The organism is Pseudomonas sp. GW822-FHT03F08 (assembly GCF_058801265.1).
Genome location: NZ_JBXANC010000001.1, coordinates 303,423 through 319,339, shown reverse-complemented (window position 1 = coordinate 319,339; position 15,917 = coordinate 303,423). Strand labels below are relative to the sequence as shown.

Genomic DNA, 15,917 nt, shown 5'->3' with positions numbered 1-15,917 from the left:
CTTATTGCGCCGCCCGCGCCGGCAACAGCTTCAAGGTACTGCGCGTATTCGCCGTCACCTCTTCATCACTGAAATGCGCCTGCACATACAGCCCGTCCACATACGCTTCCGCCTGATCGTCATAGTGACTGTCGAACGGCACGCCGCTCTGGCCGACCGGGTTGATCGTCAGGCTGTGAGCAGGGTCGGCGAAGTCCACCAGCCGCCGAGTCGACGGGCCGTAGGTCACCGGCCATGGCGCGGGGCCGATCTTCGCCGAGAGGTTGTTCGGCACTTCATGGGTGCCCGGTGCGGCAAACGGGCCGACATTGAAGATGCGATCCAGCGGTTTCTGCTGACCCAACGGATGACCATGGGTCAGCGTGTGCGCCTTGCCCCATTGCCAGCCGGAAGCATCGTCGCCGAGGATCTGTTTCAGGTGCGCCATGCTCGCCTGCCACGCGGTGTGCACGGTGTCGGCGCGGGTCTCCTTGCCTGGCGTGTTGCGGTTGTCCCACCACGGTGAATCGGCGTTGGCTGCCAGTCGCGGCAACGCTGCATCGAGCACGCGGGTCGACAGCAAGGTCTCGAACATGTCATTGCCCAGCTCATCGCGCATCGCCGCGTCGGCCAGGTCATAGAGGAACTGGTTGAACACCGTCGCGCTGACCGAATCCAGCGGATAGTCGCCCTGCCACTGGGCCAGTTGCTCGACCAGTTTCAGTTGCGCCGGGTCAGTCACCACTTCACGCAATACCGGCAGCAATGGCGCGAGCACGCGCGGGCCGTAACCGGTGGTGGTGCCCAGTTGCAGCTTCTGGTTGGCTTCGTTGTCCCACTTCACGTTCTTGTCGGCGAGCTGGCGGTTGAGCTGCTGGCCACGGTCAGCGAGGTTGTAGTAACCGGGAATCTCCATGCCGGTCGGCGACACGGGCTGGAAGTTGGCCGAGACGATATAGCCCCGCGCCGGGTTCTCCTCCTGCGGGTTGGCGCTGAACGGGAAGTAGCCGTCCTTGTCCGCCTGATTGCCGCTGCCATCGAGGATGAACTCGGGTTTGACCCCGGCCGGACGCTTGGGCAACAGCGCCGAGGCCCACCAGGCGATATCGCCCTTGGCGTTGGCATAGACAATGTTCAGCCCCGGCGCCTGCACCTTGGCAGCAGCGGCGCGAGCCTTGGCCAGGGTGTCGGCGCGGTTGAGCTGGTAGAAACCTTCGAGGATCGGGTTCGGCGTTTCGAGGAATGCCCACCACATCGCAATCGGGGTTTTCCCGGCGGCGGTGCCGAGGGCGTCGTTGACGATCGGCCCGTGGGGCGACTGGCGCAGGGTGATGGTCACCGGCGCCTGGCCTTTCACCGCAATCTGCTGCTCGGTGCTGACCATGTCGGTCCACTGACCGTGATACCAGACCTGATTCGGGTTGTCCGGATTGACCTTCTCGGCGATCAGGTCCAGGTCATCGTTCTGGAACATGGTCAGGCTCCAGCCGAAATCCAGGTTGTGTCCCAGAAACGCAAATGGCACCAGCGCCTGATGATGGCCGTAGAGTTCAAAACCCGGCGCCGACAGTTGCGCTTCGTACCACACCGACGGCACCGAGAAACGGATGTGCGGATCGCCGGCCAGTAATGCCTTGCCGCCCTTGCTGCGGCTGCCGGCAATCACCCAGGCGTTGCTGCCTTCGAACTGCGGCAGGCCGTTTTCGATCAGCGCCTGTTCGCTGAGGCGGGCGAGGGCGTTCAGGTCTTTCCAGTCTTCGGCGGCGAGTGCCGGTGCTTTGCCAGCGTGGCCCTTGGCGAGCACGCCCTTGGGCTGCCACTCGAGGTCGAAGACGTTGAGGTAGTCGGCGCCGAGCTGATCGCGCACGTAGGTCAGCAACGGTTCGGTGCGAAACGCGGCGGCGAAGCTGTAGGCCATGTAGCCGGCGACGCTGATGGTGTCTTCGGCGGTGAACGGCCGCTTGGGGATGCCCAGCACGTCGAACTCGACGGGGGCGGCGTGCGAGTCCTGATACTGATTGATGCCGTCCAGATAGGCTTGCAGGGCCTTCCAGGCCGGCGACTGCTTGTCGAGGCTGGCCACGTAAGTGGCAGCGCGTTCGCGAATGCGCAGGCTGCGGAACAGTTTGTCGGTGTCGAGCAGTTTCGGCCCGAGCACTTCGGCCAGTTCGCCCCGAGCCAGGCGGCGCATGGCTTCCATCTGGAACAGCCGGTCCTGGGCGTGCACGTAACCGAGGGCACGATAGAGGTCAGTTTCGTTTTCAGCACGGATGTGCGGCACGCCGCGTTCGTCGTAACGCACGGTCACCGAGCCTTGCAGGTTGCGCAACTCCACCTGGCCCTGACGCGTCGGTTGCTTGCTGTACACGTACCAGCCGCCGGCGGCGAGCAGTGCAACGATGAGCAAGGCAAGAACGGTAAAGACGCGTTTCATGGTGACTCCTTGTGCATTCGGGGTTGCCGCCCGTGCGGGCTGCAAACAATTAGCACACGCCTCGTGTGCCGCGCATCGCTGTCCTTGAAATGTCCGGAATGCCTTACTTCGTTTCTACCGGCCACGGGCAGTAGCAACCGACCGCCAGCGTGTGGGTGGCATTCACCGGACGATCATCACTCAATGCCTGCAGGATCGGCTCGATAAAACTGTTGCTGGAGTTGCACGTCAGGCCTTCGCTGTACGGGCCGAAGTACGCCAGTCTGCCGCTGCGGTCCCAGATCGCCACGGCCGGGCTGGCGGGGATCTGTTCGGAGCCGGGCAGCACCGCGATGGTCTTGAGATTGCTGAGCGTGGCGGGCAACTGGCCGTGGCTGCCGGACTTCTGCACGGCATAGAACTCCACACCTTTGGGGCCGAACTGTTCGACCATCTCGGTCAGGTGCTGCTGATTGCCGACGTTGCACGGGCAGGCCGGGTCCCAGAAATGCACCAGGCGGATGTTGCCGGGGCCGGCGAGGTCGTCGGGCAGTCGCAGCGGATCGCCGGAAAACACCGCCGTGTGTTCGCTGAAGGCCCGCAGGTAGCGGCCCTGAAACCAGTCGTACGCGGCCCACAGCACGCCGGCACACACGATGGCGAGCAGGCTGGCAAACAGTGCGGTGCGGTAGGGCGATCGCATGGATTTGGTTCCTCGAGAGCGCGCTAGCTTGCCATGCTTGCCGCGACAGATGAATATCGCAGGCCGATAAAGTCCGTTTACCGTTTTGGAATTGCCCATGTCTGCTGCCTTCAATCCCGATCATCTGCGTGCGAGCCTCAAGCCGTTGGCCGAGTGGCAGCCGTTGTCCGAGGAGGCGAAGGCGTATCAGCGGTTCTACAAGACCGACTTCCCGGAACGCGATGTCTGGCGCGGCATGGGCCGGTTCGACGTCGATGGTTATGAGTTGGTCAGTCATTGCTGGTGGCCGGCGGAAACGGCCAAGGCCACGCTGTTTCTGGTTCATGGTTTTTATGACCACACCGGTCTCTATCGGCATGTGATCGAGTGGGCACTGGATCAGGGGTTCGCGGTGATTGCCTGCGATCTGCCGGGGCATGGTCTGTCGAGCGGCGAGCGCGCGAGCATCCGCGATTTCTCCGAGTATCAGGATGCGCTGCAAGGTCTGTTCGCCGAGGCGCACTCGATCGCGCTGCCGCAGCCGTGGCACTTGTGCGGGCAAAGTACCGGCGGTGCGATCATTGTCGATCACGTGCTCAACCATGGCGAAAACAGCCCGGCGCAAGGCCAACTGATTCTGCTGGCGCCGCTGGTGCGTCCGCGGGCCTGGGGCTGGTCGCAGTTCAGTTATTACCTGCTCAGGCCCTTCGTCCGGGGCATCGCCCGGCGTTTCAGCGAGAACTCCAATGATCCGGATTTCCTGCCATTCCTGCAGGCCGATCCATTGCAGCCGAAACGCTTGCCGACGGCGTGGGTCGGTGCGTTGTCACGCTGGATCAACCGCGTGGAATACGCGAAGAAAAGTCCGCGTCGGCCGCTGATCATTCAGGGCCAGGCGGACATGACGGTGGATTGGCCGCACAACCTGCAAGTGCTGAAGTGGAAGTTCGACCGGCCGCAGATTCTGTTGCTGGCGGAGGCGCGGCATCACCTGGCCAATGAGACGGCGGAAATGCGCGAGGAGTATTTCGAGTTCCTGAACAAGCGGATCAAGGGCCGCAATCCCTAGATCACTGATTGAGGTTCGAGGTGCTTTGCCCCACGGCCAGCCCGGCGCGGATCGCCGCCAGCGCGGCCTGATAGTAAGCCTTGCCTTCGGTGGACTCGGCAAAGGTCGCGAACTCTTCCAGTTCTTCATCCGACAAATCGCGATAGACGTACAGCAGCGTGTTGTTCAGGTCGGCGCCGATCTGATCCATCAGTCGCTGGCGTTGACCGTTCAACATGCCCTGGGCCTGACCGCCGCCGAGCAGGCCAGGGATCATCGAACTCAGGCTGTCCGCCGCCACGCCGGCAATCGCCAGGCTGACTTCGGCGCCGGCTTCGCGGGCCGGCAGGGCCTGGGCGAGGTGGCCGATGATCAGCAGGCGGCTGTCGCTGGCCGGCATCTTCGGCAGGCCCTTGGCGTTTTTGGCCAATTGATCGCGGCGGGTTGCCAGCAGTTCGGCGGCGACGATCTTCTTGCCCAGCGGTGACTGAAAGAACGACAGGGCCGGTTTCGGGTCGGCGAGGTTCTTGCGCAATTGCGCTTCGGCCCGTTGATCCACGGCCTGGGGGGCGAAGCGCTGATTGCTGTTGTTCACCAGCGCCTGAAACACCGCCGGCGGCAGGCTGTTCTGGTAGCGCTGTTGCGCGGCACTCAGGGCGTCATTGAAATGCGCGCGTTGTTCCGGCCAGCCGGCGACCTTGTACAACTGGTCGTGGCCGTCTGCCCAGGCGGGCAAAACGCAGAACATCAACAGTGAAAAAAGCAAACGGCGCATAGGGACTCCTGTCAGCAGCGGACTATTCTCCGTGCGGTGCCAGTACTTGTCGAGAATTCGTATCAAGCCGCCGCGTGGCTCTGTCGGAATTCCCGGCGCAGGCATACTATGCGCGCCATGCAAATATCCTCTGAACACCCGCTGCTGTTACGTATCGTCGACGACCTGGCCGAGCGTGGCTGGTCGCAGCAGAACATTTTCCTGCCTGCGGATCTGACCCGCGCGCTGGCCGCCGAGTGCCGCAAACGTGACGCCGAAGGTGAACTGGCGCCGGCGGGGGTCGGACGTGGCCCGTTGTCGGAGGTCCGCGAGGGTATTCGTGGTGACCATATCCAGTGGATCGATCCCGGCCAGGCCGAGGCCAGTGACCGTTATCTGAACCTGATGGACAGCCTGCGTGAGGCACTCAACCGTGGGTTGTTCCTGGGCCTGGAAGATTTCGAGTGCCATTTCGCCCTGTACCCGCCGGGTGCGTTCTATCGCAGGCATGTCGACCGTTTTCGCGACGATGACCGGCGTATGGTCTCGGCGGTGATCTACCTCAATGACGGCTGGCTGCCGGAGGATGGCGGGCAGTTGCGCATGTACCTGGAAAATGATCGCGTCCATGACGTGCAACCTACCGGCGGTTGTCTGGTGGTGTTTCTCTCCGGTGAAGTGCCCCACGAAGTGTTGCCGGCCCATCGCGAGCGCCTGTCGCTGACAGGCTGGTTCCGCCGCCGTGGCAACGAGCCGTTCTGAGATGCACAGGATTCTTGTGAGTCGCTGCCTGCTGGGGCACCGCGTGCGTTATGACGGCGGGGCCAGCGGGCCGTTCGATCTGCTGGAACAGTGGATTGCCGAAGGGCGTGTCGTGCCGCTGTGCCCGGAAGTGGCCGGCGGATTGCCGACACCCCGGGCGGCGGCGGAGATTCCAGGCGGGCAGGGCAGTGAAGTGCTGGATGGTCTCGCGGCAGTGATCACCACCGAGGGCGAGGACGTCAGTGCGCAATTTCTCGACGGTGCGCGACAGGCATTGGTGCTGGTGCAGAAACACGGAATTCGTGTGGCGGTGCTCAAGGCCAACAGTCCTTCCTGCGGGAATCTGCTGACCTATGACGGGACGTTCAGCGGCGTTAAGGTGAGTGGCGAAGGTGTCACGGCAGCCTTGCTCAAGCGCCATGGCGTGCAGGTCTTCAGCGAACTGGAACTGCCGCAGGCCGCACAGGCGCTCAAGGCACTCGACTAGACACCGTCACTTCAGGTTTTCAGTAGCCTGCGCGTTCAACCACTTCTGCGACAACGCCTCCAGCCGCCCATCCGTCCTGATCCGCTGCAACGCATTCTCAAGACTCGCGTGAAACGCCGGGTTGCCCTTCTGAAACGGAATCGCCAGATCTACCGGCGGACCGACCTTCGGTTTTTCCTCAGTCAGCGTCTGTACCAGCACCAATGGGCGGGGCTGCTCATCCTTTTTTGCCAATAACTGCGCATTGACCTGCGTGTAAGGTTCGCTGAAGTCGAAACGATCCTTGAGTTCCGGGGTCAGTGCTATGTGGTTGAGCGCGACGTCGTACTTGCCGCTTTCGACGCCCTGGAGCAGATCGGCTTCGTCGGTGACGATGAAGTCGGCGCGCACATCCAGCTCGTTGGCCAGCAGTTGCCCAAGCTCGACCTCGAACCCCGTGAGTGTGTCGCCGTCCTTGAAATTGAAGGGCGGTGTATTAGCCTCAAGGACAATGCGCAACTCGCCACGGTCGTTGATGTCATCAATCAGTTCGGCATGAGCCAGCGGGCTCAGAAGGGGAAGCAGGCAGATCAGGCCAGGCAGAAAGCGCATGGTCACTCCTTTGAAATCATTGTCGCGGCCTGCTGTTCAGGCTCGCTTTGCTATGGTTGTCGAGTGCCTTCGACAACGAATGGTCATGAAGTTGTCATGACCGCGCGGATTTTACGGAAAAACTGGAGAAGAGAATGAAAACATTCATGTCACGCGCCGCTTTGGCAGGGCTTCTGTTAAGTGCTTCGATGATGGCCAGCGCCGCTACACCGGCACCGGCCGGTGCTTCAGTGAGTATTGTCGAGCCGAGCAGCGGTGCCGTTGTGGACAAGACATTCAAGGTCAAGTTTGAAGTCAAAGGCATTGCCCTGGCGCCGGCCGGCGACCCGACCGCGAACACCGGGCACCATCACCTGCTGGTCGATGCCAAGGAAATCGTCCCGGCGGGCAGCGTGATCCCGACCGATGCCAACCACCTCCACTTCGGCAAGGCCCAGACCGAAACCGAACTGACCCTGGCGCCGGGCAAGCACACCTTGCAGCTGGAGCTGGGCGACAAGGGCCACATGGCCTTCGATCCGCCAATCGTTTCGGAAAAGATCACCGTGACGGTGAAATGACTTTTCCGCCGGCATGAAAAAGGGAGCCCCGAGGGGCTCCCTTTTTTGTGGCTCAGCGCTGAATCAGAACAGCACGCGGCTACGGATGGTGCCGTTGACGTGTTGCAGCTTCTCTTGCGCCAGCTCCGAGTACTCGGCGTCGACGTCGATCACCACGTAGCCGACCTTCTCGTTGGTCTGCAGGAACTGACCGGAGATGTTGATGCCGTTTTCGGCGAAGACCTTGTTGATCTCGCTCATCACACCCGGGATGTTCTCGTGGATGTGCAGCAGGCGGTGCTTGCCAGGGTGAGCCGGCAGGGCCACTTCCGGGAAGTTCACGGACGATACCGAAGTACCGTTGTCGCTGTACTTGACCAGTTTCTCTGCCACTTCCAGACCGATGTTGGCCTGCGCTTCAGCGGTGGAACCACCGATGTGCGGGGTCAGGATCACGTTGTCCAGGCCACGCAGCGGGCTTTCGAACTCTTCATCGTTGGAGCGCGGCTCGACCGGGAACACGTCGATGGCGGCGCCGATCAGGTGCTTGTCCTTGATCGCAGCGGCCAGGTGGTCCAGCTCGACCACGGTGCCGCGAGCAGCGTTGATCAGGATGCCGCCCTTCTTGATGGCGCGGATTTCCTTCTCGCCGATCATCCACTGGGTCGCAGCGGTTTCCGGAACGTGCAGGGTGACGATGTCGGACATGCCCAGCAGCTCGTGCAGGTTGCCGACCTGGGTCGCGTTGCCCAGCGGCAGCTTGGTCACGGTGTCGTAGAAGAACACCTGCATGCCCAGACCTTCAGCCAGGACCGACAGCTGAGTACCGATCGAGCCGTAGCCGACGATGCCCAGTTTCTTGCCGCGGATCTCGAAGGAGTTGGCCGCCGACTTGATCCAGCCGCCACGGTGGCAGGAAGCGTTTTTCTCAGGGATGCCGCGCAGCAGCAGGATCGCTTCGGCCAGCACCAGCTCGGCAACGGAGCGGGTGTTGGAGTACGGCGCGTTGAACACGGCGATGCCGCGCTCGCGGGCCGCTTCCAGGTCAACCTGGTTGGTGCCGATGCAGAAACAGCCGACTGCCACCAGCTTCTTCGCGTGATCGAAGATCTCTTCGGTCAGTTGGGTGCGCGAACGAATGCCGATGAAGTGAGCGTCAGCGATCTTTTCCTTGAGCTGGGCTTCCGGCAGGGAGCCTGTCAGGTATTCGATGCTGGTGTAGCCCGCCGCCTTGAGGACGTCGACAGCCGATTGGTGGACGCCTTCGAGAAGAAGGAACTTGATCTTGCTCTTATCGAGAGAAGTCTTGCTCATCTGCGTAAACCTGTATCCCGGAGAAAAATGGCAGGAAATGGTCAACAGACATTGACCTTGACGACAAGAATGCCGTCACCGCAGAACCGCCGTTGGGCACTGGCCTGCGGGGTCGGTATGCTAGCATAGCCGCCCCGCTAATCACTCATTCCTGCGACGTGAAGCGTTCTCAGGATGACCATGAATTGTTCGAGAGTTCCGTCGATGACCAATCCTGCCCTGATTGATGAACTGAAGACCCTGGTCGAGCCTGGCAAGGTCCTGACCGATGCCGACTCCCTGAACGCTTACGGCAAGGATTGGACCAAGCACTTCGCCCCGGCGCCCAGCGCCATCGTGTTCCCCAAGACCATCGAGCAGGTGCAGGCCATCGTCCGCTGGGCCAACGAACACAAAGTGGCGCTGGTGCCCTCGGGCGGCCGCACCGGTCTTTCTGCCGCTGCCGTGGCCGCCAATGGCGAAGTGGTGGTGTCGTTCGACTACATGAACCAGATTCTCGACATCAACCTCACCGACCGCACCGCCGTCTGTCAGCCGGGCGTGGTCACCGAGCAATTGCAGAACGCGGCCGAAGAACATGATCTGTACTACCCGGTGGACTTCGCGTCGGCCGGTTCCAGCCAGATTGGCGGCAATATCGGCACCAATGCCGGCGGGATCAAGGTCATTCGCTACGGCATGACCCGCAACTGGGTGGCGGGCATGAAAGTGGTCACCGGCAAGGGCGATGTGCTGGAACTGAACCGGGACCTGATCAAGAACGCCACCGGTTACGACCTGCGCCAGCTGTTCATCGGCGCCGAAGGCACCCTCGGGTTCGTGGTCGAGGCCACCATGCGCCTGGATCGCGCACCGAAAAACCTGACCGCAATGGTGCTCGGCACCGCGGATTTCGACTCGATCATGCCGGTGCTGCACGCCTTCCAGGGCAAGCTCGACCTGACCGCGTTCGAATTCTTCTCCGACAAGGCTCTGGCCAAGGTCATGGGCCGTGGCGATGTCCCGGCACCGTTCGAAACCGACTGCCCGTTCTATGCGTTGCTGGAATTTGAAGCGACCACCGAGGAAGTGGCCAACAGCGCCCTGGAAACCTTCGAGCATTGCGTGGAGCAGGGCTGGGTGCTGGACGGCGTGATGAGCCAGAGCGAAACCCAGTTGCAGAACCTGTGGAAGTTGCGCGAGTACATCTCCGAAACCATCTCCCACTGGACGCCGTACAAGAACGACATTTCGGTCACCGTCTCGAAAGTCCCGGCGTTCCTGCGGGAAATCGACGCGATCGTCGGCAAACATTATCCAGACTTCGAAATCGTCTGGTTCGGCCACATCGGCGACGGCAACTTGCACTTGAACATCCTCAAGCCGGACAACCTGAGCAAGGACGAGTTTTTCGCCAAGTGCGCCACCGTCAACAAGTGGGTGTTCGAAACCGTCGAGAAGTACAACGGTTCGATTTCCGCCGAACACGGCGTGGGCATGACCAAGCGAGACTACTTGACCTACAGCCGCTCGCCGGTCGAAATCGAATACATGAAAGCGGTCAAGGCGGTGTTCGACCCGAACGGCATCATGAACCCGGGCAAGATCTTCGCGGTTTGATCTGCAATCCCTGATGAATCAATGAAGGCAGGAGTCGGTAATGAGCTATCAGCACCAGTATGTCGACGGTACGCGGATTCATTTTCCGCTGGGGAAAGTGGTGTGCATCGGCCGCAACTACGCCGAACACGCCAAGGAACTGGACAACCCGGTCCCTACCGAGCCGTTGCTGTTCATCAAACCGGGCAGTTGCGTGGTGCCGCTGGAAGGTGGTTTCAGCATTCCGACCGAGCGTGGCTCCGTGCATTACGAAGCGGAAATCGCCGTGTTGATCGGCAAGCCGCTGTCGACCAAACCCAGCCGTGAAGAAGTGCTGGACGCGATCTCCGGATTCGCCCCGGCGCTGGACCTGACCCTGCGCGACAAGCAGGCCGAGCTCAAGTCCAAGGGCCTGCCGTGGGAAATCGCCAAGTCGTTCGACGGCGCGGCGGTGATTGCACCGTTCGTGGTCGGCAGCACCTTTGCTGATCTGACCGACATCGGCATCCGCCTGACCATCAATGGCGAAGTGCGCCAGGACGGCAACAGCAGCGCGATGCTCAACCCGATCGTGCCGATGATCCAGCACATGGCCGGCTGCTTCTCGCTGCAGGCCGGTGACGTGATCCTGACCGGCACGCCGGTGGGCGTGGGGCCGCTGAACGTTGGCGATGACATCGTGCTGGAACTGCCGGGCGCCAGTCGCTTCACCAGCAGCGTTCGCTGATCCGGGCAACGCGTTCCCGAGTGGGAGATTGCGGGTTTGAGGTGTGCCCTCAGGCTGGCAATCTCCCATTTCTGTTTTGTGATCCCGCCTGCAAAGGCGCAGGGCAATCCGGCCATTTGCCGTTTTTTTCACATCCTGTCCGGATAATTCCGGTCATTCTGGCGTCTGAGCCGGCCTCTTTGTGCTATTACCCATAGCCTGAATTTTTCGGAACGCGTCCACTGATGTCATCTCAAACTCAGCTCAACACTGCTCGCCGTTCACGTTTCGCCCTGCGCTGGTATTACTGGCTGTTGCTGGTGGTCGCGGCCGGTTACGGTCTGGCGTATGCGATGCATTGGGATGACCGTGGCCTGTTGTGGGTGCGCGAGCGCTTCGAAAGCCCGGCTGAACGCACGGCGAGTGTCTGGTTGCCGGACTATCGGGTGGTGATCGACGCCAAGCTGTTGCCGGGGATGGAAAAGGACGAGGCCTCGGACCTGTCCTACGACCCGCAGAGCAAGACCCTGTTTTCGGTGATGGGCAAGAACCCGTTCCTGGTCGAGCTGACCTTGCAGGGCGATGTGCTGCGCAAGATGCCGCTGGTGGGCTGGATCAACCCGGAAGGCGTGACCGTCATGGGCAATGGCTTGCTGGCCATCGTCGATGAGCGTGAGCACATGCTGTCGATCGTCAAGGTCGATGCCAATACCCGCGAGCTGAAGCGCGACGATTTCCCGAAATACGACCTCGGCCCGTCGAAAAACCAGAACAAGGCCTTCGAAGCCATCACCTGGGATGCCCGCAACCAGCGACTGTTGCTGGGCGAAGAACGTCCGCCAGCGCTGTTCACCTGGAAAAGCGACGGCAGCCAGATCCTCACCGGCGACAAGCAGAAACTGCCGAATGACGAACTGGACATTCGCAACCTTTCGGCCTTGGCCATTGATCCGCGCACCGGACATACCCTGGTGCTGTCTGCCGATTCGCACCTGCTGCTGGAGCTGGACGAGAAGGGCGAACAGGTCAGTTTCATGACCTTGCTGGGCGGTTTCAACGGTCTGAAGCAGACCATCCCCCGCGCCGAAGGCGTGACCATGGACGAGGCGGGCACGCTGTACATGGTCAGCGAGCCGAACCTGTTCTACCGCTTCGAAAAACAGAAATAACCCGCCTGCCGCCGCAAGGTTGTCGTCCGGGGCAAGTGGCCTTTAAGCTTCGATTCAGACAGGCGTGATATTTCATCCGCCTGTTTTGATCCCGAGCCCAGCCCGCATGCGTCGATTTGCCCGTCCCAAGCCACTTCTGATCATCCTCTCGGTGATTGCCCTGATCGCATTGATTGCGATCGGCCAATACCTGCGTCTGTTCGAGCGCGCCTGGTTCAACCTGCAAAGTCACTGGCAGCCCCACAGCATTGAGGCGATCAATCTGGATCAGTACCGCGTGGGCATCGAGGCTCGGGTCATCGAGGGGCTGAACGATGACGTCTCCGCGCTGACTTACGATCCGGTGCGCAAAAGCCTGTTCACCGTCACCAACAAGAATGCCGAGCTGATCGAATTGTCGCTGGAGGGCCGGATCCTGCGCCGTGTCGCGCTGATCGGTTTCGGCGATCCAGAGGCGGTCGAGTTCATCAGTGCCGACACTTACGTGATCACCGACGAGCGTCAGCAGCGCCTGATCAAGATCCATCTGGAGCACGACACTACGTTCCTCGATGCGGCGGACGCCGAGCAGATGACGCTCGGCGTGCACATGAGCGGCAACAAGGGTTTCGAAGGTCTGGCTTACGATTCAGTGGGCAAGCGTCTGTTCGTGGCCAAGGAGCGCGATCCGATGCTGATCTACGAAGTGCACGGATTTCCGCACTTCAACCCGGAAAAGTCCTACGCGGTGCATGTCATCAACAACCCCAAGCGCGACGCCGGGATGTTCGTGCGTGACCTGTCGAGCCTGCAATACGACGAGCGCAGCGGCCATCTGCTGGCGCTGTCGGACGAGTCGCGGCTGATTCTGGAGCTGGATGTGGACGGGCGCCCGTTGAGCACGATGTCGTTGAGCGGTGGCCGGCAGGGGCTGAAGAAGACCGTGCCGCAGGCGGAAGGCATCGCGATGGATGACGACGGGACGTTGTATCTGGTGAGCGAGCCGAATCTGTTTTATGTCTTCAGAAAACCAGACCCGAACTGACTTTCTTTTTGAACCCCTGTGGGAGCGGACAGGCTCCCACAGGTTCTTCCGGCTTATTCGGCCTTCAGGGTCTTCACGCCTTCGCTGGTGCCCAGCAACAGCAGATCCGCCGGACGTGCCGCGAACAGGCCGTTGGTGACCACGCCGACGATTGCATTGATCTGCGCTTCCAGCTCCACCGGGTTGGTGATCTGCAGATTGTGCACGTCGAGGATGATGTTGCCGTTGTCGGTCAGCACGCCTTCGCGGTAGACCGGGTCGCCGCCCAGTTTCACCAGTTGGCGGGCCACGTGGCTGCGAGCCATCGGGATCACTTCCACCGGCAGCGGGAACGCGCCGAGCACCGGCACCAGTTTGCTGCCGTCGGCGATGCAGATGAAGGTCTTGGCCACGGCCGCGACGATCTTCTCGCGGGTCAGGGCTGCGCCGCCGCCCTTGATCAGGTTCAGGTGCTCGTCGCTTTCGTCGGCGCCGTCGATGTAGAACTCCAGGTCGCTGACCGTGTTCAGTTCGTACACCGGAATCCCGTGGCCCTTGAGGCGCGCGGCGGTGGCTTCGGAACTGGCGACCGCGCCATCGAACGCGCCCTTGTGCTGGGCCAGGGCGTCGATGAAGCAGTTGGCGGTGGAGCCGGTGCCGACCCCGACGATGCTTTTGTCGTCAAGTTTCGGAAGGATGAAGTCGACGGCGGCCTGGGCCACGGCCTGTTTGAGTTGATCCTGGGTCATGCGGGCTCCGGAAGCGGGCAAGGTAAGAACGGAAAGGCCGGCATTATAGCCTCAAGCCGGGCTAAAACCTCTGGATTCGTGTGGTCGTGCGCCCGAAAGCCGGGTTAGACTCGTTGGCCCTGCCCAACCCGCTCAGTGATGCTTTCCGATGCTCGAACAGTACGTCAAGAAGATCCTCACCTCGCGCGTTTATGACGTTGCCGTAGAAACCCCGCTGCAGAACGCCCGCCAGCTCTCCGAGCGGCTGGGCAACGACATCTGGCTCAAGCGCGAAGACTTGCAGCCGGTGTTCTCGTTCAAGATTCGCGGCGCCTACAACAAGCTGACCCAGTTGAGCGACGAAGAACGCGCTCGCGGCGTGGTCACCGCGTCGGCGGGCAACCACGCGCAGGGCCTGGCCCTGGCGGCGAAAGTGCTGGGCGTGAAAGCGACCATCGTGATGCCCAAGACCACCCCGGAGATCAAGGTCGAAGGCGTGCGCTCTCGTGGCGGCAAAGTGGTGCTGCACGGTGATTCGTTCCCGGAAGCCCTGGCCTACTCGCTGAAACTGGTCGATGAAAAAGGCTACGTCTACATCCACCCGTACGACGATCCGCACACCATTGCCGGGCAGGGCACCGTGGCGATGGAAATTCTGCGCCAGCACCCGCAGCCGCTGGACGCGATCTTCGTACCGGTGGGCGGTGGCGGTCTGATCGCCGGCATCGCGGCGTACGTGAAATACCTGCGGCCGGACATCAAGGTCATCGGCGTCGAGCCCGACGACTCCAACTGCCTGCAAGCGGCGATGGCGGCGGGCGAGCGCGTCGTGCTGCCGACCGTAGGCATCTTCGCCGACGGCGTGGCGGTGGCGCAGATCGGTCAGCACACGTTCGATATCTGCAAGGATTACGTCGATGAAGTGATCACTGTCAGCACCGACGAGATCTGTGCGGCGATCAAGGACATCTACGACGACACCCGTTCGATCACCGAACCGGCCGGCGCCCTGGGCGTGGCCGGGATCAAGAAGTATGTCGAGCAGCGCGGCGTCAGCGGCCAGACCTTCGTCGCCATCGACTCCGGGGCCAACGTCAACTTCGACCGCCTGCGCCACGTCGCCGAGCGCGCCGAGCTGGGCGAGGGGCGTGAAGCGATCATCGCCGTGACCATCCCGGAGAAGGCCGGCAGCTTCAAGGCGTTCTGCGAGGCCATCGGAAAACGCCAGATCACCGAATTCAACTATCGCTACAACACCGGCAGCGAAGCGCACATCTTCGTCGGCGTGCAGACTCACCCGGAAAACGACCCGCGCAGCGCCTTGCTGTCGAGCCTGACCGAACAGGGTTTCCCGGTACTCGACCTCACCGACAACGAACTGGCCAAACTGCATATCCGCCACATGGTCGGTGGGCGCGCGGCGCAGGTGGTCGATGAAGTGGTGTTGCGCTTCGAGTTCCCGGAGCGTCCGGGCGCGCTGTTCAACTTCCTCAACAAGCTCGGCGGGCGCTGGAACATTTCGATGTTCCACTACCGCAACCACGGCGCGGCCGATGGTCGTGTGGTCGCCGGTCTGCAAGTGCCTCACGAAGAACGTCACCTGGTTCCCGCAGCGCTGGCGGAAATCGGCTACCCGTATTGGGACGAAAGCGACAACCCGGCCTATCAGCTGTTTCTTGGCTGAGCGGCTACGCTGATGGGCAGGCCTTAAGGAAATCGGACAATGGAAACGTTAACTGCCCTGAAAACGGCGCACATGGTCGCCACCGTGGTTCTGCTGGCGAGTGCGCTGGGACTGGGCGTCTGGGTTTTACTGGCCCGGCGCAAAGGTGATGCGACGGCGGGCAGCCGCACCTTGCAGCGGCCACGGGTGTTTGTCTGGCTGCTGATGGGCCTGGCGCTGCTGAGCATGCCGTTTACGGGTTGGTGGATGGTGCATCTGGTGGGCTGGCCGTTGGGGCAGACGTGGATTCTGGCCTCCAGCGTGCTGTACACCGTGGCGGCGCTGGCGTGGTTCTGGCTGCTGGTGCGCTTGAACCGGTTGCGCAAGGCGCCGGGCGGCGTCGGCCGGTTCAGCTTTGCCCTGGCGCTGTTCAGTTTTGTCTGCTTTGTCGCGATTGCCGGGTTGATGGGCGCCAAGCCGGTTTAAGGCCCGGCACCCGGT

16 protein-coding genes are annotated in these 15,917 nt (G+C 61.8%); 10 read left to right on the top strand and 6 right to left on the bottom strand.

Annotation, left to right across the window (positions count from 1 at the left end):
* Window position 1 precedes the first annotated feature (1 nt).
* Together AC1RME_RS01465 and AC1RME_RS01460 are read right to left on the bottom strand one after the other, a co-directional pair.
* Entirely contained in the window at window positions 2-2,413 is a 2,412-nt protein-coding gene (locus tag AC1RME_RS01465) for a penicillin acylase family protein (protein ID WP_096817469.1), read from the bottom strand.
* A gap of 103 nt (window positions 2,414-2,516) precedes the next feature.
* A complete protein-coding gene (locus tag AC1RME_RS01460; protein WP_096817470.1) occupies window positions 2,517-3,095 on the bottom strand; it encodes a DUF6436 domain-containing protein in 579 nt (192 codons plus the stop codon).
* A gap of 97 nt (window positions 3,096-3,192) precedes the next feature.
* Here AC1RME_RS01460 and bipL point away from each other — a divergent pair, with 97 nt between their 5' ends.
* Window positions 3,193-4,143, top strand: a complete 951-nt coding sequence (bipL, locus tag AC1RME_RS01455; protein WP_096817472.1) for a phospholipase BipL — start codon at window positions 3,193-3,195, stop codon at window positions 4,141-4,143.
* Between the two features lies 1 nt (window position 4,144).
* On the opposite strand, the gene AC1RME_RS01450 is transcribed toward bipL, so the two are convergent.
* A complete protein-coding gene (locus AC1RME_RS01450) occupies window positions 4,145-4,897 on the bottom strand; it encodes a DUF2059 domain-containing protein (protein ID WP_007953496.1) in 753 nt (250 codons plus the stop codon).
* A gap of 108 nt (window positions 4,898-5,005) precedes the next feature.
* Here AC1RME_RS01450 and AC1RME_RS01445 point away from each other — a divergent pair, with 108 nt between their 5' ends.
* The gene (locus tag AC1RME_RS01445) at window positions 5,006-5,638 is read left to right on the top strand and encodes a 2OG-Fe(II) oxygenase (RefSeq protein ID WP_096817474.1); all 633 of its coding nucleotides are present in this window, start codon (window positions 5,006-5,008) and stop codon (window positions 5,636-5,638) included.
* 1 nt (window position 5,639) lies between these two features.
* A complete protein-coding gene (locus AC1RME_RS01440) occupies window positions 5,640-6,125 on the top strand; it encodes a 2-thiouracil desulfurase family protein (RefSeq protein WP_096817476.1) in 486 nt (161 codons plus the stop codon).
* A gap of 6 nt (window positions 6,126-6,131) precedes the next feature.
* On the opposite strand, the gene AC1RME_RS01435 is transcribed toward AC1RME_RS01440, so the two are convergent.
* Window positions 6,132-6,716, bottom strand: a complete 585-nt coding sequence (locus AC1RME_RS01435) for a transporter substrate-binding domain-containing protein (RefSeq protein WP_493090300.1) — start codon at window positions 6,714-6,716, stop codon at window positions 6,132-6,134.
* Window positions 6,717-6,850: 134 nt separating this feature from the next.
* Between AC1RME_RS01435 and AC1RME_RS01430 the strand changes: the two genes are divergently transcribed.
* Window positions 6,851-7,276, top strand: a complete 426-nt coding sequence (locus AC1RME_RS01430; RefSeq protein WP_102619659.1) for a DUF4399 domain-containing protein — start codon at window positions 6,851-6,853, stop codon at window positions 7,274-7,276.
* A gap of 63 nt (window positions 7,277-7,339) precedes the next feature.
* Here AC1RME_RS01430 and serA read toward each other — a convergent pair whose 3' ends face one another.
* Entirely contained in the window at window positions 7,340-8,569 is a 1,230-nt protein-coding gene (gene serA / locus AC1RME_RS01425; protein ID WP_007953487.1) for a phosphoglycerate dehydrogenase, read from the bottom strand.
* Between the two features lie 204 nt (window positions 8,570-8,773).
* Between serA and AC1RME_RS01420 the strand changes: the two genes are divergently transcribed.
* From AC1RME_RS01420 to AC1RME_RS01405, 4 genes are all read left to right on the top strand, one after another.
* On the top strand, window positions 8,774-10,168 hold the full coding sequence (locus AC1RME_RS01420; protein ID WP_096817482.1) for an FAD-binding oxidoreductase: 1,395 nt from the start codon (window positions 8,774-8,776) through the stop codon (window positions 10,166-10,168).
* 40 nt (window positions 10,169-10,208) lie between these two features.
* The gene (locus tag AC1RME_RS01415; protein ID WP_096817485.1) at window positions 10,209-10,874 is read left to right on the top strand and encodes a fumarylacetoacetate hydrolase family protein; all 666 of its coding nucleotides are present in this window, start codon (window positions 10,209-10,211) and stop codon (window positions 10,872-10,874) included.
* Between the two features lie 224 nt (window positions 10,875-11,098).
* Window positions 11,099-12,022, top strand: a complete 924-nt coding sequence (locus AC1RME_RS01410) for an SdiA-regulated domain-containing protein (protein ID WP_096817487.1) — start codon at window positions 11,099-11,101, stop codon at window positions 12,020-12,022.
* Window positions 12,023-12,128: 106 nt separating this feature from the next.
* Window positions 12,129-13,046 carry an SdiA-regulated domain-containing protein gene (locus tag AC1RME_RS01405; protein WP_096817489.1) on the top strand — a complete coding sequence of 306 codons (918 nt, stop codon included), beginning with the start codon at window positions 12,129-12,131 and terminating at the stop codon, window positions 13,044-13,046.
* Between the two features lie 53 nt (window positions 13,047-13,099).
* On the opposite strand, the gene rpiA is transcribed toward AC1RME_RS01405, so the two are convergent.
* Window positions 13,100-13,774 (bottom strand): ribose-5-phosphate isomerase RpiA, encoded by a 675-nt coding sequence (gene rpiA / locus AC1RME_RS01400; RefSeq protein WP_096817491.1) that lies wholly within the window; start codon window positions 13,772-13,774, stop codon window positions 13,100-13,102.
* A 148-nt stretch (window positions 13,775-13,922) separates the two neighbouring features.
* On the opposite strand from rpiA, the gene ilvA reads away from it, so the two are divergent.
* Both ilvA and AC1RME_RS01390 read left to right on the top strand, forming a co-directional pair.
* Window positions 13,923-15,437: a threonine ammonia-lyase, biosynthetic gene (gene ilvA / locus AC1RME_RS01395; RefSeq protein ID WP_096817493.1), complete on the top strand. Its 1,515-nt coding sequence runs from the start codon at window positions 13,923-13,925 to the stop codon at window positions 15,435-15,437.
* Window positions 15,438-15,476: 39 nt separating this feature from the next.
* On the top strand, window positions 15,477-15,902 hold the full coding sequence (locus AC1RME_RS01390) for a DUF2269 domain-containing protein (RefSeq protein ID WP_085709022.1): 426 nt from the start codon (window positions 15,477-15,479) through the stop codon (window positions 15,900-15,902).
* The last annotated feature ends 15 nt before the right edge of the window (window positions 15,903-15,917 follow it).

What these genes read in the sequence shown, in the direction of transcription:
- AC1RME_RS01465 (WP_096817469.1), bottom strand. Translation starts at nt 2,413, where the DNA reads ATGAAACGCGTCTTTACCGTTCTTGCCTTGCTCATCGTTGCACTGCTC.
- AC1RME_RS01460 (WP_096817470.1), bottom strand. Translation starts at nt 3,095, where the DNA reads ATGCGATCGCCCTACCGCACCGCACTGTTTGCCAGCCTGCTCGCCATC.
- bipL (WP_096817472.1), top strand. Translation starts at nt 3,193, where the DNA reads ATGTCTGCTGCCTTCAATCCCGATCATCTGCGTGCGAGCCTCAAGCCG.
- AC1RME_RS01450 (WP_007953496.1), bottom strand. Translation starts at nt 4,897, where the DNA reads ATGCGCCGTTTGCTTTTTTCACTGTTGATGTTCTGCGTTTTGCCCGCC.
- AC1RME_RS01445 (WP_096817474.1), top strand. Translation starts at nt 5,006, where the DNA reads ATGCGCGCCATGCAAATATCCTCTGAACACCCGCTGCTGTTACGTATC.
- AC1RME_RS01440 (WP_096817476.1), top strand. Translation starts at nt 5,640, where the DNA reads ATGCACAGGATTCTTGTGAGTCGCTGCCTGCTGGGGCACCGCGTGCGT.
- AC1RME_RS01435 (WP_493090300.1), bottom strand. Translation starts at nt 6,716, where the DNA reads ATGCGCTTTCTGCCTGGCCTGATCTGCCTGCTTCCCCTTCTGAGCCCG.
- AC1RME_RS01430 (WP_102619659.1), top strand. Translation starts at nt 6,851, where the DNA reads ATGAAAACATTCATGTCACGCGCCGCTTTGGCAGGGCTTCTGTTAAGT.
- serA (WP_007953487.1), bottom strand. Translation starts at nt 8,569, where the DNA reads ATGAGCAAGACTTCTCTCGATAAGAGCAAGATCAAGTTCCTTCTTCTC.
- AC1RME_RS01420 (WP_096817482.1), top strand. Translation starts at nt 8,774, where the DNA reads ATGACCAATCCTGCCCTGATTGATGAACTGAAGACCCTGGTCGAGCCT.
- AC1RME_RS01415 (WP_096817485.1), top strand. Translation starts at nt 10,209, where the DNA reads ATGAGCTATCAGCACCAGTATGTCGACGGTACGCGGATTCATTTTCCG.
- AC1RME_RS01410 (WP_096817487.1), top strand. Translation starts at nt 11,099, where the DNA reads ATGTCATCTCAAACTCAGCTCAACACTGCTCGCCGTTCACGTTTCGCC.
- AC1RME_RS01405 (WP_096817489.1), top strand. Translation starts at nt 12,129, where the DNA reads ATGCGTCGATTTGCCCGTCCCAAGCCACTTCTGATCATCCTCTCGGTG.
- rpiA (WP_096817491.1), bottom strand. Translation starts at nt 13,774, where the DNA reads ATGACCCAGGATCAACTCAAACAGGCCGTGGCCCAGGCCGCCGTCGAC.
- ilvA (WP_096817493.1), top strand. Translation starts at nt 13,923, where the DNA reads ATGCTCGAACAGTACGTCAAGAAGATCCTCACCTCGCGCGTTTATGAC.
- AC1RME_RS01390 (WP_085709022.1), top strand. Translation starts at nt 15,477, where the DNA reads ATGGAAACGTTAACTGCCCTGAAAACGGCGCACATGGTCGCCACCGTG.